Genomic DNA, 23326 nt, shown 5'->3' with positions numbered 1-23326 from the left:
AAATACTGTATAAACAGCCAATATTGTGGCATTTTTCGGTTTTCAGGGGTAATGGTTTTTCTGTTTCTGGAAAGCGGCTCGCAATAACGTTTACTGGAGGTGAGATTTTCCCGCAGCAGAAGAAGCATCATTGCGTAGTAAAAGACAATGCACGCAGGCTTATTGCGCTGGCGGCCATTGCAGGGCGGTATGTAAAACACGCAATACCGAGAGCGTATCGCCCTCCACTTGATAGATAAGCACATAATGCGGCCTGACAACGGCTTCATGTGTACCAGCGACTCGTCCGGCCCGGTACATATCCGGGCGTTCACAGGCCTGTTCCGCAATGGCTTCAAATTGATTATCCAGGGCAATTGCCGCTTGCGGATTATCTTTACTGATGTATTTCATGATTTGCTCCCTGTCAGACAGGGACATTGGCTTCCATTCCAGACGCATTAATCCCCCTTCAACAAGGCTTTTTTACGGGCAGCAAATAGACTTTTGGCCTCTTCATGAGAGAGCGCCGGGCGTGGATCGTCAATGGCGGCCTGCACCTGTTCACGAAACCAGGCATCATACGCGGCAGCTTCATGAGCTCGTTTTAATGCCTCTGCCCTGTCAGGTCGGGTCGTTTTCTTCTGACCGTCCGGGTCGTAATTAGAGGCGTCGACTTCAAACCGGGCAATACCAACATCTTTCAGGTAGTTGACAACCGTTTCCAGCCGTTTAAACAAGCGAATTTGCCGACTGCGTTGTGCTGCAAGAGGCCGTTCAGTGTGGCCGTATTTCACGGTCAACGACCAGCCTCCCTGGGTGCCAATAACATGTGCTGCATCCACTACGCCAGATTCAACCAGTTTATGTAAGGTTGAGTGATCGATCGTTTCTGGTGCCATAATGCGCTAACCTCTTTGTATACGGCATGCAATTTATAATTAAAGATAGCGCAATTAATAATAAGTTGCAGCACCTTGATCGTAAATTGCCCAGGATATAATTGCGGTAGAAAGAGACTTGTTGCGAAGATGCCGGGCATAGCCCGGCATAAAAGATTACTGCGCAGCGGCAGGTTTACGCGGACGGCGACGACGTTGTTGCTCGCCTGCCGGTTTGGCATCGCCGAGGCGACGAGACGGTTTTTCTGCGGGCTTCGCATTACCAGACTTCGCACCACCTTCAGCGCGGCGTGGTTGCTGTTGACCGCGACCACCACCTTGCCCACGACCGCCGCCACCACGTTGCTGGCGACCATTCTGGATTGGTTCCGCTTTGATTGACGGGTCCGGCTCATAGCCCGGAATCGCAATGCGCGGGATCTCTTTTTTCAGCAGTTTTTCGATATCACGCAGCAGTTTGTGTTCATCAACACATACCAGCGACAACGCTTCACCGGTAGCTGCGGCACGACCGGTACGCCCGATACGGTGGACATAATCCTCCGGTACGTTTGGCAGTTCATAGTTGACGACGTGCGGCAACTCTTCGATATCCAGACCGCGCGCAGCGATGTCAGTTGCCACCAGTACGCGAATATCGCCCGATTTAAAATCGGCCAGCGCACGAGTACGCGCACCTTGCGATTTATTACCGTGGATCGCCGCACTGCGGATGCCATCTTTATTGAGCTGTTCCGCCAAATGGTTAGCGCCATGTTTGGTACGGGTAAACACCAGCACCTGCTGCCAGTTCCCTTTACCAATCATATGCGACAGCAATTCGCGTTTGCGTTTCTTATCAACAAAGTGAACGTGCTGGGTCACCTGATCAGACGCGGTATTGCGGCGTGCCACTTCGATTTCCAGCGGGTTGTGCAGCAGCTTTTCTGCCAGCGCTTTAATATCGTCAGAGAAAGTGGCGGAGAACAGCAGGTTCTGGCGCTTCGCTGGCAGTTTTGTTAACACGCGACGAATATCGTGGATAAAGCCCATGTCGAGCATGCGGTCAGCTTCATCGAGGACGAGGATTTCTATCTGGTCCAGCTTCACCGCATTCTGATGTTCCAGGTCCAGCAAACGCCCCGGCGTTGCCACCAGCACATCAACGCCGCCACGCAGTTTCATCATCTGCGGGTTAATGCTCACACCACCAAACACCACCAGCGAACGAATGTTCAGGTATTTGCTGTAATCACGGACGTTTTCGCCAATCTGTGCCGCCAGTTCACGGGTCGGGGTAAGAATGAGCGCACGAACCGGACGACGCCCTTTGGCGTGCGGCTCGCGGGAAATCAGGTGTTGTAGTAGCGGCAACGTAAAGCCCGCTGTTTTGCCCGTGCCGGTCTGGGCACTGGCCATCAGGTCGCGGCCTTCCAGCACCGCAGGGATCGCCTGCTGCTGAATAGGGGTGGGTTCACGGTAACCTTGCTCGGCAACGGCGCGCAGGATATCAGGGCTTAAACCCAAAGAATCGAAAGACATAACTACTCCGAACCGCCCCGACCGTTACCGGTGTAGTTTTCAGGGAGATACTGAAAAGGAAAATGACAAAAACCACAATGTCATGAGGGAGCGGAGTGTAGCAGTTTTTGTGACGCAGCGCATAAATTATCCCTGTGACTGGCGTTGCTAAAATTCCTGGCCATACTGGACAACGCTAAAAATGAGTCATAATCTTAATCAATCATTTGATTAAGAATGGGCTGTGCTATGAATAGTCCTGCCATGACAACCAAAGGTGAACAGGCGAAAAAACAGCTGATTGCTGCGGCACTGGCACAGTTTGGTGAGTATGGAATGAACGCCACCACCCGCGATATCGCCGCCCAGGCCGGGCAGAATATCGCTGCCATTACCTATTACTTCGGTTCGAAAGAAGATTTGTACCTCGCCTGCGCCCAGTGGATTGCCGATTTTATTGGCGAGCAGTTCCGTCCGCACGCCGAGGAAGCCGAACGCTTGTTCGCACAACCACAGCCGGATCGCGCCGCTATCCGCGAACTGATCCTTCGCGCCTGCAGGAACATGATCCAACTGCTCACCCAGGATGACACCGTCAACCTCAGCAAGTTTATCTCCCGTGAACAGCTCTCTCCCACGGCGGCCTACCATCTGGTGCATGAACAGGTGATTAGCCCGCTACACAGCCACCTGACACGCCTGATTGCCGCCTGGACCGGCTGCGACGCCAATGACACCCGCATGATCCTTCATACCCATGCGCTGATCGGCGAGATTCTGGCGTTTCGTCTCGGCAAAGAAACGATTCTGTTACGTACCGGCTGGACCGCGTTCGATGAAGAAAAGACCGAACTGATTAACCAGACGGTAACCTGTCATATCGACCTGATTTTGCAAGGATTATCGCAAAGGAGTTTGTAGTGATGAAAAAACCTGTCGTGATTGGACTGGCGGTAGTGGTACTTGCCGCCGTGATTGCCGGAGGCTACTGGTGGTATCAAAGTCGCCAGGATAACGGCCTGACGCTGTATGGCAACGTGGATATTCGCACCGTAAATCTGAGCTTCCGTGTCGGTGGTCGCGTTGAATCGCTGGCGGTGGACGAAGGTGATGCGATCAAAGCGGGTCAGGTGCTGGGCGAGCTGGATCACAAGCCATATGAGATTGCGCTGATGCAGGCGAAAGCGGGCGTTTCGGTGGCGCAGGCGCAGTATGACCTGATGCTTGCCGGGTATCGCGATGAAGAAATCGCTCAGGCTGCCGCCGCTGTAAAACAGGCACAGGCCGCTTATGACTATGCACAGAACTTCTATGCTCGTCAGCAAGGATTGTGGAAAAGCCGCACCATTTCGGCAAATGACCTGGAAAATGCCCGCTCCTCGCGCGACCAGGCGCAAGCCACGCTGAAATCAGCACAGGATAAATTGCGTCAGTACCGTTCCGGTAACCGTGAACAGGACATCGCCCAGGCGAAAGCCAGCCTCGAACAGGCGCAGGCGCAACTGGCGCAGGCGGAGCTGAATTTACAGGACTCAACGCTGGTAGCTCCGTCTGATGGCACGCTGTTAACCCGCGCGGTGGAGCCAGGCACGGTCCTCAATGAAGGTGGCACGGTGTTTACCGTCTCACTGACACGTCCGGTGTGGGTACGTGCCTATGTTGACGAACGTAACCTTGACCAGGCCCAGCCGGGACGCAAAGTGCTGCTTTATACCGATGGTCGCCCGAATAAGCCCTATCACGGACAAATTGGCTTTGTCTCGCCAACCGCTGAATTTACGCCGAAAACCGTCGAAACGCCGGATCTGCGTACCGACCTCGTCTATCGCCTGCGTATTGTGGTGACCGACGCCGATGATGCGTTACGCCAGGGAATGCCGGTGACGGTGCAATTCGGTAACGAGGCAGGACATGAATGATGCCGTTATCACGCTAAACGGCCTGGAAAAACGCTTTCCGGGCATGGACAAGCCCGCCGTCGCGCCGCTCGATTGTACCATTCATGCCGGTTATGTGACGGGGCTGGTGGGGCCGGACGGTGCGGGCAAAACCACGCTGATGCGGATGCTGGCGGGATTACTGAAACCCGACAGCGGCAGCGCCACGGTGATTGGCTTTGATCCGATCAAAAACGACGCTGCGCTGCACGCCGTTCTCGGCTATATGCCGCAGAAATTCGGTCTGTATGAAGATCTGACGGTGATGGAGAACCTCAATCTGTACGCGGATTTGCGCAGCGTCACCGGTGAAGCACGTAAACAGACTTTTGCTCGCCTGCTGGAGTTTACGTCTCTTGGCCCGTTTACCGGACGGCTGGCGGGCAAGCTCTCCGGCGGGATGAAGCAAAAACTCGGCCTGGCCTGTACCCTGGTGGGCGAACCGAAAGTGTTGCTGCTCGATGAGCCCGGCGTCGGCGTTGACCCTATCTCACGGCGCGAACTGTGGCAGATGGTGCATGAGCTGGCAGGCGAAGGAATGTTAATTCTCTGGAGCACCTCGTATCTCGACGAAGCCGAACAGTGCCGTGACGTGTTACTGATGAACGAAGGCGAGCTGCTGTATCAGGGAGAACCGACGGCCCTGACGCAAACCATGGCCGGACGCAGCTTTCTGATGACCAGCCCGCACGAGGGCAACCGCAAACTGCTACAACGCGCCTTGAAACTGCCACAGGTCAGCGACGGCATGATTCAGGGGAAATCGGTACGCCTGATCCTCAAAAAAGAGGCCACGCCAGACGATATTCGCCATGCCGACGGGATGCCGGAAATCGACATCAACCCAACCACGCCCCGCTTTGAAGATGCGTTTATTGACTTGCTGGGCGGTGCCGGAACCTCGGAATCGCCGCTGGGCGCAATATTACATACGGTGGAAGGTACACCTGGCGAGACGGTGATCGAAGCAAAAGAGCTGACCAAGAAATTTGGTGATTTTGCCGCTACCGATCACGTCAATTTTGCCGTTAAACGTGGGGAGATTTTTGGTTTGCTGGGGCCAAACGGCGCGGGTAAATCCACCACCTTTAAGATGATGTGCGGTTTGCTGGTGCCGACCTCTGGTCAGGCGCTGGTGCTGGGGATGGATCTGAAAGAGAGTTCAGGTAAAGCGCGCCAGCATCTCGGCTATATGGCGCAAAAGTTTTCGCTCTACGGCAACCTGACGGTCGAACAGAATTTACGTTTTTTTTCTGGTGTGTATGGCTTACGCGGTCGGGCGCAGAACGAAAAAATCTCCCGCATGAGCGAGGCATTTGGCCTGAAAAGCATTGCCTCACACGCCACCGATGAACTGCCATTAGGTTTTAAACAGCGACTGGCGCTGGCCTGTTCGCTGATGCATGAACCGGACATTCTGTTTCTCGACGAACCGACTTCCGGCGTTGATCCCCTCACCCGCCGTGAATTTTGGCTGCATATCAACAGCATGGTAGAGAAAGGCGTCACGGTGATGGTCACCACGCACTTTATGGATGAAGCGGAATATTGCGACCGCATCGGCCTGGTGTACCGTGGGAAATTAATCGCCAGCGGCACGCCGGACGATTTGAAAGCACAGTCGGCTAACAATGAGCAACCCGATCCCACCATGGAGCAAGCCTTTATTCAGCTGATCCACGACTGGGATAAGGAGCATGGCAATGAGTAATCCGATCCTTTCCTGGCGTCGCGTGCGGGCGCTGTGCGTCAAAGAGACGCGGCAGATCGTTCGCGATCCGAGTAGCTGGCTGATTGCGGTAGTGATCCCACTGCTACTGCTGTTTATTTTTGGATACGGCATTAACCTCGACTCCAGCAAGCTGCGCGTCGGGATTTTACTGGAACAGCGTAGCGAAGCGGCGCTGGATTTCACCCACACCATGACCGGTTCGCCCTACATCGACGCCACCATCAGCGATAACCGTCAGGAACTGATCGCCAAAATGCAGGCGGGAAAAATTCGTGGTCTGGTGGTGATTCCGGTGGATTTCGCCGAACAGATGGAGCGCGCCAACGCCACCGCACCGATTCAGGTGATCACCGACGGCAGTGAGCCGAATACCGCTAACTTTGTGCAGGGGTATGTCGAAGGGATCTGGCAGATCTGGCAAATGCAGCGAGCGGAGGATAACGGGCAGACTTTTGAACCGCTTATTGATGTACAAACCCGCTACTGGTTTAACCCGGCGGCGATAAGCCAGCACTTTATTATCCCCGGTGCGGTGACCATTATCATGACAGTCATCGGCGCGATTCTCACCTCGTTGGTGGTGGCGCGAGAATGGGAACGCGGCACCATGGAGGCTTTGCTCTCTACGGAGATTACCCGCACGGAGCTGCTGCTGTGTAAGCTGATCCCTTATTACTTCCTCGGTATGCTGGCGATGTTGCTGTGTATGCTGGTGTCAGTGTTTATTCTCGGCGTGCCATATCGCGGGTCGCTGCTGATTCTGTTTTTTATCTCCAGCCTGTTTTTACTCAGTACCCTGGGGATGGGGCTGCTGATTTCAACGATTACCCGCAACCAGTTCAACGCCGCTCAGGTCGCCCTGAACGCCGCGTTCCTGCCGTCGATTATGCTTTCCGGCTTTATTTTTCAGATCGACAGTATGCCCGCGGTGATCCGCGCGGTGACGTACATTATTCCCGCACGTTATTTCGTCAGCACCCTGCAAAGCCTGTTCCTCGCTGGGAATATTCCAGTGGTGCTGGTGGTGAACGTGCTGTTTTTGATCGCTTCGGCGGTGATGTTTATCGGCCTGACATGGCTTAAAACCAAACGTCGGCTGGATTAGGGAGAAGAGCATGTTTCATCGCTTATGGACGTTAATCCGCAAAGAGTTGCAGTCGCTGCTGCGCGAACCGCAAACCCGTGCGATTCTGATTTTACCCGTGCTGATTCAGGTGATCCTGTTCCCGTTCGCCGCCACGCTGGAAGTGACCAACGCCACCATCGCCATCTACGATGAAGATAACGGCGAGCACTCGGTAGAACTTACTCAACGTTTTGCCCGCGCCAGCGCCTTTACCCATGTGCTGCTGCTGAAAAGCCCACAGGAGATCCGCCCGACCATCGACACACAAAAGGCGTTACTACTGGTGCGTTTCCCGGCTGACTTCTCGCGCAAACTGGATACCTTCCAGACCGCGCCGTTGCAGTTGATCCTCGACGGGCGTAACTCCAACAGTGCGCAAATTGCCGCTAACTACCTGCAACAGATCGTCAAAAATTATCAGCAGGAACTGCTGGAAGGAAAACCGAAACCCAACAACAGCGAGCTGGTGGTACGCAACTGGTATAACCCGAATCTCGACTACAAATGGTTTGTGGTGCCGTCGCTGATCGCCATGATCACCACTATCGGCGTGATGATCGTCACTTCACTTTCCGTCGCCCGCGAACGTGAACAAGGTACGCTCGATCAGCTACTGGTTTCGCCGCTCACCACCTGGCAGATATTCATCGGCAAAGCCGTACCGGCATTAATTGTCGCCACCTTCCAGGCCACCATTGTGCTGGCGATTGGTATCTGGGCGTATCAAATCCCCTTCGCCGGATCGCTGGCGCTGTTCTACTTTACGATGGTGGTTTACGGTTTATCGCTGGTGGGATTCGGTCTGTTGATTTCATCACTCTGTTCAACACAACAGCAGGCGTTTATCGGCGTGTTCGTCTTTATGATGCCCGCCATTCTGCTTTCCGGTTACGTTTCGCCGGTGGAGAACATGCCAGTATGGCTGCAAAACCTGACCTGGGTTAACCCTATTCGCCACTTTACGGACATTACCAAGCAGATTTATTTGAAGGATGCGAGTCTGGATATTGTGTGGAACAGTTTGTGGCCGCTACTGGTGATAACGGCCACGACAGGGTCAGCGGCGTACGCGATGTTTAGACGTAAGGTGATGTAACTTCTTATCTTTCGCCAGCAAAGATACTACCGCCGGGCCGGCAAGGATTGCCAGCCCTGCAATCGCCAGCAAAAAGTTGTTTTCCAGTACGCGGGACAGCAGCCACAGCACAATCAGCGCCGCGCCAAAATACCAGGTGGTGGTCAGCTCTTCCAGCACATCCGCCACCTCACGCCAGCGTTGCTCGGGGTGACGCTGAAACACCAGCATCATTACCACGGTGACACAATACAGCACGCATAATCCCACGCCGACGTGAACCAGAGTTTTACTCATCCAGCCCACCACCAGCAGCGCCACTACCAGTAAATGCAACATAATCTGCCAGCAACTTAGGCCAGTTGCGACACGAACACGTTGTTGCCACTTCATGGCTTCTCTCCTGAAGAATTTATCTCTACTTACTCAGAGTACCGAACTTTACGGAAAATTCCGTAAGACCGCACCTTTTTGTGACGCCGACTACACTATTTCAATGAGATAAGAGGCCAAAACGGGAAAATTATGCCCGATCAAACACAACACGTTTCGTTCAAGGTACTCACCATCAATATTCACAAAGGCTTTACCGCGTTTAACCGACGCTTCATTTTGCCGGAACTTCGCGACGCCGTGCGCACCGTCGGCGCCGATATAGTTTGCCTGCAGGAAGTGATGGGCGCGCACGAAGTTCATCCGCTGCATGTAGAAAACTGGCCCGATACCTCGCACTACGAGTTTCTCGCCGACACAATGTGGAGCGATTTTGCCTACGGTCGCAATGCTGTATATCCGGAAGGGCATCACGGCAACGCCGTACTGTCGCGCTATCCCATTGAACATTATGAGAATCGCGATGTTTCGGTCGATGGTGCGGAAAAGCGCGGCGTGCTCTATTGCCGCATTGTTCCGCCGATGACCGGGAAAGCGATTCATGTGATGTGCGTACATTTGGGCCTGCGTGAGGCGCACCGTCAGGCGCAGATTGCGATGCTCGCCGAATGGGTGAATGAGCTGCCGGACGGCGAACCGGTATTGGTGGCGGGTGATTTCAACGACTGGCGGCAAAAAGCTAATCATCCATTAAAAGTGCAGGCCGGGCTGGATGAGATATTTACCCGCGCCCACGGGCGCCCGGCGCGCACGTTTCCGGTGCAATTTCCTCTACTACGACTGGACAGGATCTACGTCAAAAATGCCAGCGCCAGCACGCCAACCGCGTTGCCGCTGCGGACATGGCGACACCTTTCTGATCATGCCCCTTTAAGTGCGGAGATTCATTTATGAAATGTAGCTGGCGCGAAGGCAATAAGATCCAGTTGCTGGAAAACGGCGAGCAATATTATCCCGCGGTGTTTAAAGCAATTGGCGAAGCGCAAGAACGCATTATTCTTGAAACGTTTATCTGGTTTGAGGATGACGTCGGCAAACAGCTGCATGCGGCGCTACTGGCAGCAGCGCAACGCGGAGTAAAAGCGGAAGTCTTGCTGGATGGCTACGGTTCGCCGGATCTCAGCGATGAGTTTGTCAATGAACTGACGGCGGCTGGCGTGGTGTTCCGCTACTACGATCCCCGCCCTCGCCTTTTTGGTATGCGCACCAATGTGTTTCGCCGGATGCATCGCAAAATTGTGGTGATCGACGCGCGTATCGCCTTTATTGGCGGGCTGAATTACTCCGCTGAGCATATGTCCAGCTACGGTCCAGAGGCTAAACAGGATTACGCGGTACGCCTCGAAGGGCCGATTGTTGAAGATATTCTCCAGTTTGAACTGGAAAACCTGCCAGGACAGAGCGCGGCACGACGCTGGTGGCGACGTCATCATAAAGCGGAAGAAAACCGCCAGCCGGGAGAAGCGCAGGTATTGCTGGTCTGGCGCGATAACGAAGAACATCGCGATGATATCGAACGTCACTATCTGAAAATGCTCACTCAGGCGCGGCGGGAAGTCATTATCGCCAACGCCTACTTCTTCCCCGGCTATCGATTTTTACACGCCTTACGTAAAGCGGCACGGCGCGGGGTGCGGATCAAACTGATCATTCAGGGCGAACCGGATATGCCCATTGTCAGAGTCGGCGCACGCTTGCTGTATAACTATCTGGTTAAAGGCGGCGTTCAGGTGTTTGAGTACCGCCGCCGCCCGCTACATGGCAAAGTCGCATTGATGGACGATCACTGGGCAACGGTGGGTTCCAGTAATCTCGACCCGCTCAGTTTGTCGCTGAATCTCGAAGCAAATGTCATCATCCACGATCGAAACTTTAACCAGACGCTGCGAGACAATCTTAACGGCATTATCACCGCCGATTGCCAGCAAGTGGATGAAAGTATGCTGCCAAAACGGACCTGGTGGAACCTGACCAAAAGCGTGCTGGCGTTCCACTTTTTACGCCACTTCCCGGCGCTGGTGGGCTGGCTTCCGGCGCACACGCCACATCTGGCGCAAGTTGATCCCCCCGCACAACCGGCAATGGAAACGCAGGATCGGGTCGAAACTGAAAGTTCGGGGATGAAGCCCTGATGAGTAAATCACATCCGCGCTGGCGCTTAGCAAAGAAGATCCTCACCTGGCTGTTTTTTATCGCGGTGATTGTGTTGCTGGTGGTCTACGCCAAAAAGGTGGACTGGGAAGAGGTCTGGAAGGTCATCCGCGACTACAATCGCGTTGCGCTGCTCAGTGCGGTCGGGCTGGTGGTCATCAGTTATCTGATTTACGGCTGTTATGACCTGCTCGCCCGCTTCTACTGCGGTCACAAACTGGCGAAACGCCAGGTGATGCTGGTGTCGTTTATCTGCTACGCCTTCAACCTGACACTCAGTACCTGGGTCGGCGGCATTGGTATGCGCTATCGTTTGTACTCCCGGCTAGGGTTACCGGGCAGCACTATTACACGAATTTTCTCGCTCAGTATTACCACCCACTGGCTGGGCTATATTTTACTGGCAGGGATTATCTTTACCGCAGGCGTGGTGGAACTGCCGGATCACTGGTATGTCGATCAAACTACGCTGCGTATTCTCGGCATTGGCTTAATGATGATTATCGCGGTTTATTTGTGGTTTTGCGCTTTCGCAAAGCACCGCCATATGACCATCAAAGGGCAAAAGCTGGTGCTGCCTTCATGGAAATTCGCCCTCGCCCAGATGCTGATTTCCAGCGTTAACTGGATGGTAATGGGAGCGATTATCTGGCTGTTACTTGGTCAAAGCGTGAACTATTTCTTTGTACTGGGCGTGTTGCTGGTCAGCAGTATTGCCGGGGTAATTGTGCATATTCCAGCGGGTATTGGCGTGCTGGAAGCGGTATTTATCGCGCTACTGGCTGGGGAGCATACCTCCAAAGGCACAATTATTGCCGCCCTACTCGCTTACCGTGTGTTGTATTACTTTATCCCGCTGCTGCTGGCGCTGATCTGTTACCTGTTGCTGGAAAGCCAGGCGAAGAAGCTACGGGCGAAAAATGAAGCGGCGATGTGAAGTTCGGTTAAGTTCTTTAGTATGTGCATTTACGACTAATGAAAAAACCGCGGATGCCTTTGCCAGACAAGCGTTATCGCTATTGCTGCAAGTATCCCAAAGAAGCCGATAAAATAGTAATAGAGTGTTAATGCACCTATAAAAGCGCAACGAACCGGACTCCATAATTCTTCACTATGGCATTTTCCCGCCAGTGCAAGGAGCTTATTTCGTCCATGAAAGATGGATGCGAAAAACACAACCACCACGCCATAAATTGCTTTTTATACCAGACTCTTGTTTGTTATCGTTTTAAATAAAAAAATCCCGACACATGGCCGGGATATTGGTGGTGAAAAAAGAATTAACGACGATTGCCAAAAATTCGCAGCAACATCAGGAACAGGTTGATGAAGTCCAGATACAAGGTTAATGCGCCAAGAATGGAGTATTTGCGCAGGTTCGACACGTCGCGGGTATCAATCTGCTCACCCATATTTTTCAATTTCTGAGTGTCATACGCCGTCAATCCGACAAAGACAATCACGCCGATGTAGGTGACCGCCCACATCAACGCTTCGCTTTTCAGCCAGAAGTTGACCAGCGATGCCAGCACAATGCCGATCAACGCCATAAACAGCATATTGCCGAAGCCGCTTAAATCGCGTTTGGTGGTGTAACCGTACAGGCTCATTGCGCCGAACATCCCGGCAGTAACGACGAAGGTGCTGGCGATAGAGGCAGCGGTATAGACAATGAAAATACTGGAAAGCGTCAGGCCCGTCAGCGCTGAATAAAGCATAAAGAGCATGGTTGTCACACCTGCACTCAGCTTTTGAATCATCGCTGATAACACAATAACCAGAGCTAATTGTGCTATTACCAGACCAATTAAAAAGATGCGGTTGGTGAATAACAGCTCCATAACGGCGGCGGAATTGGCCGCATACCAGGCAACAAACGCAGTAAGCAGCAAGCCTACCGTCATCCAGCCATAGACCTGTGCCATATAGGTTTGCAGGCCAGTTCGGGTTTGTACGATTGAATCAGAACGTGGGAATCTGTCCATGACTTTCTCCTGAAGATATAAGGAATAACTTAAGGATACTGCAAATGATGGGGCTGTGCATCGGCGCAGCGTAAACGCATGTACTGAGCGGTGAAATTGCCGGATGCAGCTGTGCGGTATCCGGCCTGCTAAAAACTACCAGCGTTTTGCCGCCTGCTGATCGCTCTCCCGGGCTTCGACCCAGCGGTCGCCTTCCGGCGTGGCTTCGCGCTTCCAGAACGGCGCGCGGGTTTTGAGATAGTCCATAATAAACTGCCCGGCTTCAAACGCACTGCTGCGATGCGCACTGGTAACACCGACAAAAACAATTTCATCACCCGGCCATAATTCACCAATACGGTGAATTACCGTGACACGCCCCAGCGGCCAGCGGTTACGCGCTTCATCAACGATTTCCGCCAGTGCTTTTTCTGTCATTCCCGGATAGTGTTCGAGGGTTAATGCTTTGACGCAGTCTCCCAGGTTATGATTGCGCACCTTACCGGTAAACGTGACCACTGCACCGTCTTCGTCACGCTCCGCCAGCCACGGGTACTCTTCCCCTACACTGAACGGCTGCGGGCCGACAACAATTTTGGTTTCTGCCATTTTAACCTCCAGTTACCGGCGGGAAGAAAGCCACTTCGTCGCCGTCAGTCAGCGGATGGTCAAAACTCACCAGCGTCTGGTTGACGGCAGCCAGCAATTTGCCATCTTCCAGCGCCAGCGCCCAGCGATCGCTCTGCGCAGCCAGGTGCTGGCGTAACGCTTCAACGGTTGGGAAATCCGCAGCCACTTCGGTTGCATCTGTTCCCACCAACTCGCGTACCTGGGCGAAAAAAAGAACTTTAATCATCCGCTTCCACCTTAAAGTCACCTGATTTGCCGCCGCTCTTTGCCAGCAAACGTACCGGACCAATCACCATATCTTTTTGCACCGCTTTGCACATGTCATAAATGGTCAGCGCCGCCACGGAGGCCGCGGTTAACGCTTCCATTTCAACGCCGGTTTTCCCGGTCAGGCGGCATAAGGTTTCTATACGCACCCGATTGTGCTCCGGCTCGGCCTGTAAATTGACTTCGACTTTACTGAGCATCAGCGGATGACACAGCGGGATCAGATCCCAGGTGCGTTTTGCCGCCTGAATACCGGCAATACGTGCGGTAGCAAACACGTCGCCTTTGTGGTGGCGACCATCGATGATCATCGCCAGCGTCTCGCTGCGCATAGTGACAAAGGCTTCAGCTCGCGCTTCACGTACGGTTTCCGCTTTGGCGGAGACATCCACCATGTGCGCTTCGCCAGCGGCGTTGATATGGGTCAGTTGCGACATACTTATTTCTTCAAATGTGGATGGAAATTACACGGACGCGTACGGGCATCCAGCTGCGGCGCGATGATATTTTCCCACGCGGTGCGGCACGCTTTGGTTGAACCCGGCATGGCGAAAATCAGTGTCTTATTCGCTACGCCCGCTACCGCACGGGATTGCAACGTTGCTGTGCCAATCTCTTCGAACGACAGCATACGGAACACTTCACCAAAACCTTCGACTTCACGGTCGAACAGCGGCAGCAGTGCTTCAGGAGCCTGATCGCCTTCAGTCAGGCCAGTGCCGCCAGTAATCAACACCACTTGTACATCGTCACTGGCTATCCACGCAGATACCTGAGCGCGAATAGCGTAGCGGTTTTCTTTGACAATGGCTTTATCGACAACGTGATGGCCCGCTTCCTGCGCCGAATCGCGCAGATAGTGACCGGAGGTATCGTCTTCTTCACCGCGACGATTAGAAACCGTAAGAATAGCAATACGGGTCGGGATAAATTCAGTGCTTACCTGACTCATCTGATCTCTCCTTTTGACGTTTTATCCGCCAATGTACGATAAGTTTTGCGTAATACCGGTATTGTTTTGATGCAGGAAATGGGTCTGTTTTTTCTCCCGCAGCGCCGCTGAAATACGCGCTTCCAGCGCCTGTTGCTGGGTATCGTCTTCCAGCAGATCGCGCAGGTTAACGCCGCCTTCACCAAACAGGCAGAGATGGAGTTTACCAATGGAGGAGACACGCAGGCGGTTGCAAGTGGCGCAGAAGTCTTTTTCATACGGCATAATTAGGCCAATCTCTCCGGCGTAATCCGGATGACAAAAGACTTGCGCGGGACCGTCGCTACGTTGACGTAATTGGTGGATCCAGCCGCGACGCAGTAGCTCGTCACGCAGAACCTGACCAGAGATGTGATGTTTACGGAATAGCTCGCTGCCCTCTCCCGTTTCCATCAGTTCGATGAAACGCAGCTGGATAGGACGATGTTGGATCCAGTTCAGAAAGGTGTCGAGCTGGTGATGGTTGACATCGCGCATCAGCACGGTATTGACTTTGACCTTCTCAAAGCCCGCCTCAAATGCAGCATCAATGCCAGCCATGACCTGATTGAATTTATCCTGGCCGGTAATGGCATGAAACTGACGAGCGTCGAGACTATCAACACTGACGTTAATGCCCGTCAGTCCGGCATCGCGCCAGTTCGCCACGTCGCGTTCCAGACGGTAACCATTAGTGGTGACCGCAATCTGACGGATGGCGTCATTTTCCCGCACTGCGGCGATGATATCGGTAAAGTCGCGACGTAAAGACGGCTCTCCGCCTGTCAGACGAACTTTTTCGGTGCCCAGACTGGCAAAGGCGCGCGTAACCCGGCGAATTTCATCGACGGTCAGAAAGCCTTTATTGGTGACGCCGCTCGGCTTGTAGCCATCCGGCAGGCAATATGTGCAACGAAAGTTACACACATCGGTAATCGACAGGCGCAAGTAATAAAACTTACGCGCAAATGCATCAGTCAGTTGTGAAGCCATGTACACCTTTCCAGATACGGGAGGCGAAGTCATTTCTTCCTTCGCCCTGGTGGCAACCTTTCAAAGCATTGTCACGGCCAAAGCACCATATCAGTTGACCCAGGTGCAGAGGCTAGAGTGTTTAGTGGTTATGCCGATACTAGCGCGTAAATGAGATTTTTACCATTCACCCTTTTCGCTATGTAATCATGTATATAGCGTCATGATCGGCCTATTTCGCTACAGAATAAGGGAAAATGGCGGTTTTACTTTGATATACATCATCAGGGACGCAGAGCGAATATTGTCCTTTGGGGGTAGAAAACCATGAGTTGTATCCTCAATATTGGCAGGCTAATTGCTGTTTCCCCGTAATTTGCGCTACTGTAGCGCGGATAATCTGACTTCAGGAATGTATATGCGCAATCGTACGCTGGCTGACCTTGATCGTGTCGTTGCTCTCGGCGGGGGGCATGGACTGGGACGCGTTCTCTCATCACTTTCGTCTTTAGGCTCTCGCTTAACGGGTATCGTCACCACCACGGATAACGGTGGCTCGACGGGACGTATTCGTCGCTCGGAAGGCGGTATTGCCTGGGGCGATATGCGCAACTGTCTCAACCAACTGATAACGGAACCGAGCGTCGCCTCCGCGATGTTTGAATACCGTTTTGGCGGCAATGGCGAGCTTTCCGGTCATAATCTCGGAAACTTGATGTTAAAGGCGCTGGATCACCTTAGCGTGCGGCCTCTGGAAGCCATCAATTTAATTCGTAATCTGTTGAAAGTGGACGCGCAATTAATTCCGATGTCAGAGCATCCCGTTGATCTGATGGCCATTGACGATCAGGGACATGAAGTTTACGGCGAGGTCAACATCGACCAGCTAACTACGCCGATTCAGGAACTACTGTTAACCCCCAACGTACCTGCCACCCGTGAAGCGGTGCTGGCAATTAATGAGGCTGACCTGATAATCATCGGGCCAGGCAGTTTTTATACCAGCCTGATGCCAATCCTGCTGCTTGAGGAAATGGCGCAGGCACTACGCCGCACGCCAGCCCCGATGGTTTATATTGGCAATTTGGGAAGAGAATTAAGCCTGCCTGCGGCGAATCTGAAGCTTGAAAACAAGCTGGCGATTATGGAGCAGTATGTCGGTAAAAAGGTGATTGATGCGGTTATTGTTGGGCCGAAGGTCGATGTTTCTACAGTTAACGACAGATTAGTCATTCAGGACGTACTGGAGGCCAGCGATATCCCCTATCGTCATGACCGCCAGTTGTTACATAACGCACTGGAAAAGGCATTACAGGCTTTGGGTTAACGGGAAGTCGAAAGAAAATTCCGGCTTCCTATTGAAGACAAAGTACACGTTGTTCATGCCGGATGCGGCGTGAACGCCTTATCCGGCCTACAAACCGCGCAAATTCAATGTATTGCAGAGATCATGTAGGCCTGATAAGCGTAGCGCATCAGGCAATTTTGCTTTTGCCATCTCTCTTCTTCGTTATCCTGTCACGAAGCCGCAATAAACAACTCACGCAGCTGATGCAACTGGTCACGAATTTGCGCCGCCTCTTCGAACTCCAGATTTTGCGCGTGTTGCATCATCAGCCCTTCCAGTTCATGGATTTTCTGCTGCAACGCTTTAGGCGACATATCCATCGGTACATTATCCGGCTCAACAATCGGGCGCGATTTTCCTCTGCCCTTCGCTTTGGTTTTGGCAATGTTCTGCCCCAGCGCCAGGATATCGACCACTTTCTTGTTCAAACCTTGCGGCGTAATGCCGTGTTCCTCGTTGTACTTCTGCTGCTTCTCGCGGCGACGTTCGGTTTCGCCAATCGCTTTCGCCATTGATGGGGTGATCTTATCGCCGTAGAGAATCGCTTTACCGTTGACGTTACGCGCCGCGCGACCAATGGTCTGAATCAATGAACGTTCGGAACGCAGGAAGCCTTCTTTGTCAGCGTCGAGGATCGCCACCAGCGAAACTTCTGGCATATCCAGACCTTCGCGCAGTAAGTTGATCCCCACCAGCACATCAAACTCGCCCAAACGCAAGTCGCGGATGATTTCCATACGCTCGACGGTGTCGATATCCGAGTGAAGATAACGCACGCGTTCACCGTGTTCTTCCAGATATTCGGTGAGATCTTCCGCCATCCGCTTAGTCAACGTCGTGACCAGTACGCGTTCGTTAATTGCCGCTCGCAGGCGAATTTCTGAGAGAAGATCATCAACCTGGGTCGCTACCGGGCGCACTTCGATAATCGGGTCCAGCAGCCCTGTTGGACGCACGACCTGATCCACAACATCGCCACCGGATTTCTCCAGCTCGTAATTACCGGGTGTTGCAGAAACATAGATGGTTTGCGGGGCTAACGCTTCGAACTCTTCGAATTTCAGCGGACGGTTATCCAGCGCCGATGGCAGGCGGAAACCGTACTCCACCAGCGTCTCTTTACGCGCCCGATCACCTCGATACATGCCGCCAATTTGCGGAATAGTCACGTGGGATTCATCGACCACCAACAGGCCATCGGCGGGGAGATAATCAAACAGCGTCGGCGGTGGCTCACCGGGTCCACGACCGGAAAGAAAGCGCGAATAGTTTTCAATGCCTGAGCAATAACCGAGCTCGTTCATCATCTCCAGATCAAACTGGGTACGCTGAGTCAGGCGTTGTTCTTCCAGCAGCTTGTTATTTGCCAGCAGCACTTTGCGCCGATCGGCCAGCTCTTCTTTGATCTCTTCCATCGCCTGCACAATACGTTCACGCGGGGTAACGTAGTGTGTTTTCGGGTAAATGGTAAAGCGGGGAATGGTTGAGATAATCTGCCCTGTTAACGGGTCGAAAAGCGACAACCGCTCTACCTCTTCGTCGAACAATTCAACACGTAGCGCAACGTCGTCGGACTCCGCCGGAAAAATATCAATCACTTCCCCGCGAACACGGAAAGTCCCGCGCTGGAACGCCTGGTCGTTACGGGTGTATTGCAGTTCCGCCAGGCGCCGCAGAATCGCGCGCTGATCGATAATCATGCCGACCGTCAGATGCAGCATCATCTTAAGATATAAGTCAGGGTCGCCCAGACCGTAGATGGCTGAAACAGAGGCGACCACCACCACATCGCGCCGCTCCAGCAAAGCTTTGGTCGCTGAAAGCCGCATCTGTTCAATATGTTCGTTTACCGAGGCATCTTTTTCAATGAAGGTGTCCGAGCTCGGCACATAGGCTTCCGGTTGATAGTAGTCGTAGTAAGAGACGAAGTATTCCACCGCATTTTCCGGGAAAAATTCTTTCATCTCGCCGTACAACTGGGCTGCCAGCGTTTTGTTGGGCGCCAGCACCATCGTCGGGCGCTGAAGGTCGGCAATGACGTTAGCAATGGTAAATGTTTTCCCGGAGCCCGTTACGCCGAGTAGAGTCTGGTGAGCCAGGCCATCTTCAAGCCCTTCTTCGAGGCGTCGAATTGCCTCAGGCTGATCGCCAGAAGGTTTAAAAGAGGAATTCAGTTTGAACGGTTTACTCATGAGTCGCTACCTGAAGGAGTGGGCGGGCAGGTATGTAATTTTACTCGTCGTGTTTAATAATGCCAACAAATTATACTGGATAAAAAAACAGTTTCACGCCACATTATTTCTGTTACACCGTCAACGAAGGTATCAATCATGAGCATAATTTGCTCAGTGACGAGATAAAACTCCAGGATTGCGGGGTTATCCCCAAAGCAACGGCTTTTTTAACAATTGTCAAGATGGCTGATGACGGATTTATGGCAAGAGATGTCACTTTCATGACTGCCATTGCTTTTATATAATTAATTGAAAAATAACAAATATTTCCTTAAGCCTTCTTTCGCGTCAATTCGCGTGCAAGCCGCGTATTCTCTCGCTTGCATCGCGTTTTCTAACTCTAATGCACATGGTTATCCACAGGAATAGTGGATAACTGCCTGCAGCCCGTATGCCCTGCCGCCTGGGCAATTCCCACACTAACCGCATATTGTGGGGGTAAATATTTTTTCTCAATTCTTTTGAAATTTAATTGGTTGAATTGCAGGCAGCAGACGACGCGATCTCGCTCGCAATTTAACCAAATATATTGCTACAACAATGCGGTGAGATTGAGGTACTTTCCGGTTAGCGCGTTTTCAGGGGGTTCATCAAGCCATGGGATCTCCCCAAGCAGCGGTGCGGAAATCATCCGCTTGAGCGTGGCCATATATTCAGCGTGACGTTTGCCTGGTGGAGTGACATCGTTCGCTACCCACCCTGCAAGGGTAAGTCCGGCTTGCTGTACAGCCTGTGCGGTCAGCATCGCGTGATTAATACAGCCGAGTTTCACGCCCACAACCAGTATCACTGGCAGTTGTTCTTGCGTTACCCAATCCGCGAAAGTGAAAGACTCAGAAAGCGGCGTAAACCAGCCTCCTGCACCTTCTACCAGTACCCAGTTTGCATGCTGTGCCAGCGCGTGTAACCCGGCGCTCATAACCACGGGGTCGATGGGTCTGCCCTCTTGCGCGCTGATGATGTGCGGCGAGGTCGGTTCTGCGAAGGTGTAAGGGTTTACCGTGGCGTAATCCAGCTGCAGGCTACTGTTGCGTTGCAACGCCAGTACGTCGCTATTACGTAAGCCTTCTACTGTCATTTCGCTGCCGGAGGCAACAGGTTTGTAACCTGCCGTCCGGTAGCCTGCCGCCTTCGCGGCCTGTAAAAGCGCACAACTGGCGACGGTTTTCCCTACTTCGGTATCCGTTCCGGTGACAAAATAACGTTTACTCACGAGCAATCACTCCCAAAAAAAGATGATACGTCAGAGGATATCGCCCCTGTTGTTGCGGCCAGGCTAGTTGCAATCGCTGCAACTGCGAACGCGTTAATATTCGCGGGTCGCGCCCTTCATGAAGATGCGTTGCGCCAATGCCTTTCAGCGAGCGCATGGCACTGAGCGCATCATCAAACCACAGTGTGACGGGCTGAATATGGTGTTGATAACGCAAGCCTTTCAGCGACTGTTCGATTTCATCTGGCGGTAAAAAGCGATTAGCATGCGGGCGTTCGTCTACCGCCAGCCACGCCTGATGCAGTTCGGGTAACGATCCCTGCGCCAGCGTGGTAAACGCGACCATGCCTCCGGGGCGCACCACCCGATACAGCTCGCGGAGTGCCGTGGATAAATTACCGCACCACTGCACCGCGAGATTGCTCCATGCAAGATCGAACGTCGCGTTTGCCAGCGGTAAGGATTCGATATCGCCCGCCAGATAATGATCTGCGGCATCTTGTTGGCGTGCCTGCGCAAGCATAAGTGGCGAGAGGTCTAAGGCCGTCACCTGTGCATAACGTTCGCGCCAGTGGCGGCTCATCCAGCCTGGTCCACAGCCAGCATCCAGTACGTGGGGGTATTTACGCTGTGGGAGCATTGCCAGTAAGGCATCGGCACTCTGGCGCTGTAAATCTGCGTGTTCCTCGTATTGCGCGGCTGCCCGACCAAATGCCGCCGCAATGGCTTGTTTATTGACCGTTGCCATGCAGCACCTCCAGCAGGCGGTCGATATCCTGTGTTTCATGTGCCGCAGTCAACGTCAGGCGCAGTCGCGCAGTGCCGACGGGTACGGTTGGCGGGCGAATCGCCGTGACCCAGCAGTCTTGCTGGCGCAGTTTTTCTGCCAGTTGTAACGCACGGCTGTTATCACCGACAATCAATGGCTGGATGGCGCTGCATGAATCCACAAGCGTAAACGGCAGCCCCTGCACTCCGGCACGAAAACGCGTAATGAGTGCCGCCAGTTTTTCGCGCCGTGCATCACCCTCATCACTACGAATGACCGCCAGCGATGCACGTAATGCCTGCGCCTGAGCGGGCGGCATACTGGTGCTGTAGATAAGATGGCGGGCGAATTGCAGCAGATAATTCGCCACGCTATCAGAACAAAGCACCGCCGCGCCGCTGACACCAAATCCTTTGCCAAAAGTGACTACCAGCAGTTCCGGCTTCACCTTTTGCTGCCAACAACTGCCTCGCCCCTGTTCACCGATAACCCCCGTGCCGTGGGCATCATCGACCATCAACCAGCCATTGTGCTGTTGCGTTACCTGTTGAATTTCCGTAAGCGGCGCGCTATCGCCGTCCATACTAAACACACCTTCTGTCACCACCAGTTGCTGCCCCAGACAGGAGGCAGCAAGCAGACGTTCCAGATGAGCGACATCGTTATGAGTAAAACGGCGAAGCTGCGACGGGCTTAAACTGGCAGCCTCCAGCAAGGAGGCGTGGCTAAGCCGGTCGGCAACAATACGATCCTCTTTCGCCATCATCGCAGTAATGACCGCCTGATTAGCGGCAAAACCAGAGATAAACAACAGCGCCCGCGAATAGCCCAGCCACTCGGCCAACTCTTCTTCCAGCGACTGATGCGCCACGCTATAACCGCTGACATGACCGGAACCGCCGCTACCGACGCCAAATTGTTCCGCCCCCTTCTGCCAGGCACGGATAATTTGCGGATGATGGCTTAAACCGAGGTAATCATTGCTGGAAAAGTTCAGATACTGGCGCTCGTCCGCCACCAGCCAGCGTCCGGCTCCTTGCGCCACCGGATAACGGCGACGCAGGGCATCGGCAGCACGCCGCGCATCGAGCGCCGCGTTGATTTTCTCCTGCCAGCTCATAGTGCTGCCGCGTTGTAATATTCGTCGGTGTCCGGGGTCATCAGCGCCTGCTCCAGACGCTGTTGTTGCTCGTTATCGCCCGCCAGAACGGCGGTTTGCTGCGGATTTAGCCCCAGTTTGCGGAACAGTTGCAGGTCTTTATCTTCTTCTGGATTCGGCGTGGTTAGCAGTTTGCAGCCGTAGAAAATCGAGTTTGCGCCAGCCATAAAGCACATCGCCTGAGTCTGTTCGTTCATCTGCTCACGTCCGGCAGAAAGGCGCACGTAAGAGGTCGGCATCATGATCCGCGCTACGGCAATGGTGCGAATAAAATCAAAGGCATCGACATCATCGTTATCGGCCAGAGGCGTGCCTTTCACCTTCACCAACATGTTGATTGGCACGCTTTCCGGCGGCGTCGGCAGGTTTGCCAGTTGCAGCAATAATCCGGCGCGATCTTTTACTGTTTCGCCTAAGCCGACAATGCCGCCAGAACAGACTTTGATCCCGGCATCGCGCACTTTTTCCAGCGTATCGAGACGTTCCTGATAAGTGCGTGTGGTGATGATATTGCCGTAAAACTCCGGCGAGGTGTCGAGGTTGTGGTTGTAGTAATCCAGCCCGGCATTCGCAAGGCGCTGCGCCTGAGATTCACTCAACGTACCCAGCGTCATACACGCCTCCAGGCCCATCGCTTTTACCCCCTGCACCATTTGTTCCAGATACGGCATATCGCGTTCGTGGGGATTCTTCCACGCCGCGCCCATGCAAAAACGCGTCGATCCCGCCGCTTTCGCTTTGCGCGCCGACTCCAGCACCTGTTCGACTTCCATCAACCTCTCGGCTTCCAGTCCGGTTTTGTAGCGCGAGCTTTGCGGGCAATATTTGCAATCTTCCGGACAAGCTCCGGTTTTAATCGACAGCAAAGTGCTGACCTGCACCTGACGAGGATCAAAATGCTGGCGGTGGACCTGCTGTGCTTCAAACAGCAGATCCAGCAACGGTTTTTCAAATAATTCTGTGACTTGCGACAATGTCCAGCGTGGGCGGTGAGCCATGGGGCTT

General features: G+C 53.4%; 24 protein-coding genes, 1 pseudogene and 1 riboswitch. Of the genes and pseudogenes, 9 read left to right on the top strand and 16 right to left on the bottom strand.

Annotated features, from left to right (window positions below):
* Positions 1 to 159: 159 nt before the first annotated feature.
* The 3 genes from FEK66_RS12805 to rhlE all read right to left on the bottom strand — a co-directional run bounded on the left by FEK66_RS12805 (position 160) and on the right by rhlE (position 2402).
* The gene (locus tag FEK66_RS12805; protein ID WP_135406241.1) at positions 160 to 441 is read right to left on the bottom strand and encodes a type II toxin-antitoxin system RelE/ParE family toxin; all 282 of its coding nucleotides are present in this window, start codon (positions 439 to 441) and stop codon (positions 160 to 162) included.
* Complete coding sequence (locus tag FEK66_RS12800) at positions 441 to 881, bottom strand: hypothetical protein (RefSeq protein WP_001522657.1); 441 nt, start codon at positions 879 to 881, stop codon at positions 441 to 443. The genes FEK66_RS12805 and FEK66_RS12800 overlap by 1 nt, the downstream gene beginning before the upstream one ends.
* A gap of 156 nt (positions 882 to 1037) precedes the next feature.
* On the bottom strand, positions 1038 to 2402 hold the full coding sequence (rhlE, locus tag FEK66_RS12795) for an ATP-dependent RNA helicase RhlE (RefSeq protein ID WP_130205115.1): 1365 nt from the start codon (positions 2400 to 2402) through the stop codon (positions 1038 to 1040).
* 228 nt (positions 2403 to 2630) lie between these two features.
* Here rhlE and cecR point away from each other — a divergent pair, with 228 nt between their 5' ends.
* Genes cecR through FEK66_RS12770 form a run of 5 tightly spaced genes read left to right on the top strand, consistent with a single transcriptional unit; the run spans position 2631 to position 8272 of the window.
* The gene (gene cecR / locus FEK66_RS12790) at positions 2631 to 3302 is read left to right on the top strand and encodes a DNA-binding transcriptional regulator CecR (RefSeq protein WP_024191852.1); all 672 of its coding nucleotides are present in this window, start codon (positions 2631 to 2633) and stop codon (positions 3300 to 3302) included.
* A gap of 2 nt (positions 3303 to 3304) precedes the next feature.
* Positions 3305 to 4300, top strand: coding sequence for a secretion protein HlyD (hlyD, locus tag FEK66_RS12785; protein ID WP_130205709.1), 996 nt, complete (start codon positions 3305 to 3307; stop codon positions 4298 to 4300).
* On the top strand, positions 4293 to 6029 hold the full coding sequence (locus FEK66_RS12780) for an ATP-binding cassette domain-containing protein (protein WP_135491052.1): 1737 nt from the start codon (positions 4293 to 4295) through the stop codon (positions 6027 to 6029). Before hlyD ends, FEK66_RS12780 begins: the two co-directional genes overlap by 8 nt.
* Positions 6022 to 7155, top strand: a complete 1134-nt coding sequence (locus tag FEK66_RS12775) for an ABC transporter permease (RefSeq protein WP_000070131.1) — start codon at positions 6022 to 6024, stop codon at positions 7153 to 7155. The genes FEK66_RS12780 and FEK66_RS12775 overlap by 8 nt, the downstream gene beginning before the upstream one ends.
* 10 nt (positions 7156 to 7165) lie before the next feature.
* The gene (locus tag FEK66_RS12770) at positions 7166 to 8272 is read left to right on the top strand and encodes an ABC transporter permease (protein ID WP_135493590.1); all 1107 of its coding nucleotides are present in this window, start codon (positions 7166 to 7168) and stop codon (positions 8270 to 8272) included.
* Here FEK66_RS12770 and FEK66_RS12765 read toward each other — a convergent pair.
* Complete coding sequence (locus tag FEK66_RS12765; RefSeq protein ID WP_077737778.1) at positions 8234 to 8644, bottom strand: YbhQ family protein; 411 nt, start codon at positions 8642 to 8644, stop codon at positions 8234 to 8236. The genes FEK66_RS12770 and FEK66_RS12765 overlap by 39 nt on opposite strands.
* A gap of 132 nt (positions 8645 to 8776) precedes the next feature.
* Between FEK66_RS12765 and FEK66_RS12760 the strand changes: the two genes are divergently transcribed.
* The 3 genes from FEK66_RS12760 to FEK66_RS12750 are packed head-to-tail and all read left to right on the top strand — an operon-like array spanning position 8777 to position 11732.
* Positions 8777 to 9538, top strand: coding sequence for an endonuclease/exonuclease/phosphatase family protein (locus tag FEK66_RS12760; protein ID WP_135493589.1), 762 nt, complete (start codon positions 8777 to 8779; stop codon positions 9536 to 9538).
* Positions 9535 to 10776, top strand: coding sequence for a cardiolipin synthase ClsB (gene clsB / locus FEK66_RS12755; RefSeq protein ID WP_130205109.1), 1242 nt, complete (start codon positions 9535 to 9537; stop codon positions 10774 to 10776). Before FEK66_RS12760 ends, clsB begins: the two co-directional genes overlap by 4 nt.
* Complete coding sequence (locus tag FEK66_RS12750; RefSeq protein ID WP_135493588.1) at positions 10776 to 11732, top strand: YbhN family protein; 957 nt, start codon at positions 10776 to 10778, stop codon at positions 11730 to 11732. The genes clsB and FEK66_RS12750 overlap by 1 nt, the downstream gene beginning before the upstream one ends.
* Positions 11733 to 11767: 35 nt before the next feature.
* Here the strand turns inward: FEK66_RS12750 and FEK66_RS12745 are convergent.
* The 7 genes and pseudogenes from FEK66_RS12745 to moaA all read right to left on the bottom strand — a co-directional run.
* Positions 11768 to 11950: pseudogene (locus FEK66_RS12745) on the bottom strand (BAX inhibitor (BI)-1/YccA family protein); the annotation flags it as partial.
* A gap of 125 nt (positions 11951 to 12075) precedes the next feature.
* On the bottom strand, positions 12076 to 12780 hold the full coding sequence (locus FEK66_RS12740) for a Bax inhibitor-1/YccA family protein (protein ID WP_135493587.1): 705 nt from the start codon (positions 12778 to 12780) through the stop codon (positions 12076 to 12078).
* A gap of 135 nt (positions 12781 to 12915) precedes the next feature.
* Positions 12916 to 13368 carry a molybdopterin synthase catalytic subunit MoaE gene (moaE, locus tag FEK66_RS12735; RefSeq protein WP_135493586.1) on the bottom strand — a complete coding sequence of 151 codons (453 nt, stop codon included), beginning with the start codon at positions 13366 to 13368 and terminating at the stop codon, positions 12916 to 12918.
* Between the two features lies 1 nt (position 13369).
* A complete protein-coding gene (gene moaD, locus FEK66_RS12730; protein ID WP_000598612.1) occupies positions 13370 to 13615 on the bottom strand; it encodes a molybdopterin synthase sulfur carrier subunit in 246 nt (81 codons plus the stop codon).
* Complete coding sequence (moaC, locus tag FEK66_RS12725) at positions 13608 to 14093, bottom strand: cyclic pyranopterin monophosphate synthase MoaC (protein ID WP_000080885.1); 486 nt, start codon at positions 14091 to 14093, stop codon at positions 13608 to 13610. Before moaC ends, moaD begins: the two co-directional genes overlap by 8 nt.
* A 2-nt stretch (positions 14094 to 14095) precedes the next feature.
* A complete protein-coding gene (moaB, locus tag FEK66_RS12720) occupies positions 14096 to 14608 on the bottom strand; it encodes a molybdenum cofactor biosynthesis protein B (protein WP_000084634.1) in 513 nt (170 codons plus the stop codon).
* A gap of 21 nt (positions 14609 to 14629) precedes the next feature.
* The gene (gene moaA, locus FEK66_RS12715; protein WP_001295301.1) at positions 14630 to 15619 is read right to left on the bottom strand and encodes a GTP 3',8-cyclase MoaA; all 990 of its coding nucleotides are present in this window, start codon (positions 15617 to 15619) and stop codon (positions 14630 to 14632) included.
* Positions 15607 to 15751: riboswitch (molybdenum cofactor riboswitch) on the bottom strand. Its footprint overlaps the gene before it by 13 nt.
* A gap of 265 nt (positions 15752 to 16016) precedes the next feature.
* Between moaA and yvcK the strand changes: the two genes are divergently transcribed.
* Positions 16017 to 16925 carry a uridine diphosphate-N-acetylglucosamine-binding protein YvcK gene (yvcK, locus tag FEK66_RS12710; RefSeq protein ID WP_130214903.1) on the top strand — a complete coding sequence of 303 codons (909 nt, stop codon included), beginning with the start codon at positions 16017 to 16019 and terminating at the stop codon, positions 16923 to 16925.
* A gap of 191 nt (positions 16926 to 17116) precedes the next feature.
* On the opposite strand, the gene uvrB is transcribed toward yvcK, so the two are convergent.
* The 5 genes from uvrB to bioB form a co-directional block, all read right to left on the bottom strand.
* Entirely contained in the window at positions 17117 to 19138 is a 2022-nt protein-coding gene (gene uvrB, locus FEK66_RS12705) for an excinuclease ABC subunit UvrB (protein ID WP_130205097.1), read from the bottom strand.
* Positions 19139 to 19712: 574 nt separating this feature from the next.
* Entirely contained in the window at positions 19713 to 20393 is a 681-nt protein-coding gene (bioD, locus tag FEK66_RS12700; protein WP_135493585.1) for a dethiobiotin synthase, read from the bottom strand.
* Positions 20386 to 21141: a malonyl-ACP O-methyltransferase BioC gene (gene bioC, locus FEK66_RS12695; RefSeq protein WP_135493584.1), complete on the bottom strand. Its 756-nt coding sequence runs from the start codon at positions 21139 to 21141 to the stop codon at positions 20386 to 20388. Before bioC ends, bioD begins: the two co-directional genes overlap by 8 nt.
* Positions 21125 to 22282 (bottom strand): 8-amino-7-oxononanoate synthase, encoded by a 1158-nt coding sequence (gene bioF, locus FEK66_RS12690; protein ID WP_135493583.1) that lies wholly within the window; start codon positions 22280 to 22282, stop codon positions 21125 to 21127. The genes bioC and bioF overlap by 17 nt, the downstream gene beginning before the upstream one ends.
* Complete coding sequence (bioB, locus tag FEK66_RS12685; protein ID WP_000951213.1) at positions 22279 to 23319, bottom strand: biotin synthase BioB; 1041 nt, start codon at positions 23317 to 23319, stop codon at positions 22279 to 22281. The genes bioF and bioB overlap by 4 nt, the downstream gene beginning before the upstream one ends.
* Positions 23320 to 23326 lie beyond the last annotated feature (7 nt).

The organism is Escherichia sp. E1130 (genome assembly GCF_005781065.1).
Classification (GTDB): Bacteria; Pseudomonadota; Gammaproteobacteria; order Enterobacterales; family Enterobacteriaceae; genus Escherichia.
The sequence above is the reverse complement of the archived record's forward strand: the minus strand, read 5'-3'. Positions and strand labels throughout refer to the sequence as shown.

Excerpts from the sequence above, each read along its gene's own strand:
- moaA (WP_001295301.1), bottom strand. The coding sequence starts at position 15,619 with ATGGCTTCACAACTGACTGATGCATTTGCGCGTAAGTTTTATTACTTG.
- moaC (WP_000080885.1), bottom strand. The coding sequence starts at position 14,093 with ATGTCGCAACTGACCCATATCAACGCCGCTGGCGAAGCGCACATGGTG.
- yvcK (WP_130214903.1), top strand. The coding sequence starts at position 16,017 with ATGCGCAATCGTACGCTGGCTGACCTTGATCGTGTCGTTGCTCTCGGC.
- clsB (WP_130205109.1), top strand. The coding sequence starts at position 9,535 with ATGAAATGTAGCTGGCGCGAAGGCAATAAGATCCAGTTGCTGGAAAAC.
- FEK66_RS12740 (WP_135493587.1), bottom strand. The coding sequence starts at position 12,780 with ATGGACAGATTCCCACGTTCTGATTCAATCGTACAAACCCGAACTGGC.
- moaB (WP_000084634.1), bottom strand. The coding sequence starts at position 14,608 with ATGAGTCAGGTAAGCACTGAATTTATCCCGACCCGTATTGCTATTCTT.
- moaD (WP_000598612.1), bottom strand. The coding sequence starts at position 13,615 with ATGATTAAAGTTCTTTTTTTCGCCCAGGTACGCGAGTTGGTGGGAACA.
- FEK66_RS12750 (WP_135493588.1), top strand. The coding sequence starts at position 10,776 with ATGAGTAAATCACATCCGCGCTGGCGCTTAGCAAAGAAGATCCTCACC.
- cecR (WP_024191852.1), top strand. The coding sequence starts at position 2,631 with ATGAATAGTCCTGCCATGACAACCAAAGGTGAACAGGCGAAAAAACAG.
- moaE (WP_135493586.1), bottom strand. The coding sequence starts at position 13,368 with ATGGCAGAAACCAAAATTGTTGTCGGCCCGCAGCCGTTCAGTGTAGGG.
- hlyD (WP_130205709.1), top strand. The coding sequence starts at position 3,305 with ATGAAAAAACCTGTCGTGATTGGACTGGCGGTAGTGGTACTTGCCGCC.
- FEK66_RS12780 (WP_135491052.1), top strand. The coding sequence starts at position 4,293 with ATGAATGATGCCGTTATCACGCTAAACGGCCTGGAAAAACGCTTTCCG.
- FEK66_RS12800 (WP_001522657.1), bottom strand. The coding sequence starts at position 881 with ATGGCACCAGAAACGATCGATCACTCAACCTTACATAAACTGGTTGAA.
- bioF (WP_135493583.1), bottom strand. The coding sequence starts at position 22,282 with ATGAGCTGGCAGGAGAAAATCAACGCGGCGCTCGATGCGCGGCGTGCT.
- uvrB (WP_130205097.1), bottom strand. The coding sequence starts at position 19,138 with ATGAGTAAACCGTTCAAACTGAATTCCTCTTTTAAACCTTCTGGCGAT.
- FEK66_RS12805 (WP_135406241.1), bottom strand. The coding sequence starts at position 441 with ATGCGTCTGGAATGGAAGCCAATGTCCCTGTCTGACAGGGAGCAAATC.
- FEK66_RS12760 (WP_135493589.1), top strand. The coding sequence starts at position 8,777 with ATGCCCGATCAAACACAACACGTTTCGTTCAAGGTACTCACCATCAAT.
- FEK66_RS12775 (WP_000070131.1), top strand. The coding sequence starts at position 6,022 with ATGAGTAATCCGATCCTTTCCTGGCGTCGCGTGCGGGCGCTGTGCGTC.
- FEK66_RS12765 (WP_077737778.1), bottom strand. The coding sequence starts at position 8,644 with ATGAAGTGGCAACAACGTGTTCGTGTCGCAACTGGCCTAAGTTGCTGG.
- FEK66_RS12770 (WP_135493590.1), top strand. The coding sequence starts at position 7,166 with ATGTTTCATCGCTTATGGACGTTAATCCGCAAAGAGTTGCAGTCGCTG.
- rhlE (WP_130205115.1), bottom strand. The coding sequence starts at position 2,402 with ATGTCTTTCGATTCTTTGGGTTTAAGCCCTGATATCCTGCGCGCCGTT.
- bioB (WP_000951213.1), bottom strand. The coding sequence starts at position 23,319 with ATGGCTCACCGCCCACGCTGGACATTGTCGCAAGTCACAGAATTATTT.
- bioC (WP_135493584.1), bottom strand. The coding sequence starts at position 21,141 with ATGGCAACGGTCAATAAACAAGCCATTGCGGCGGCATTTGGTCGGGCA.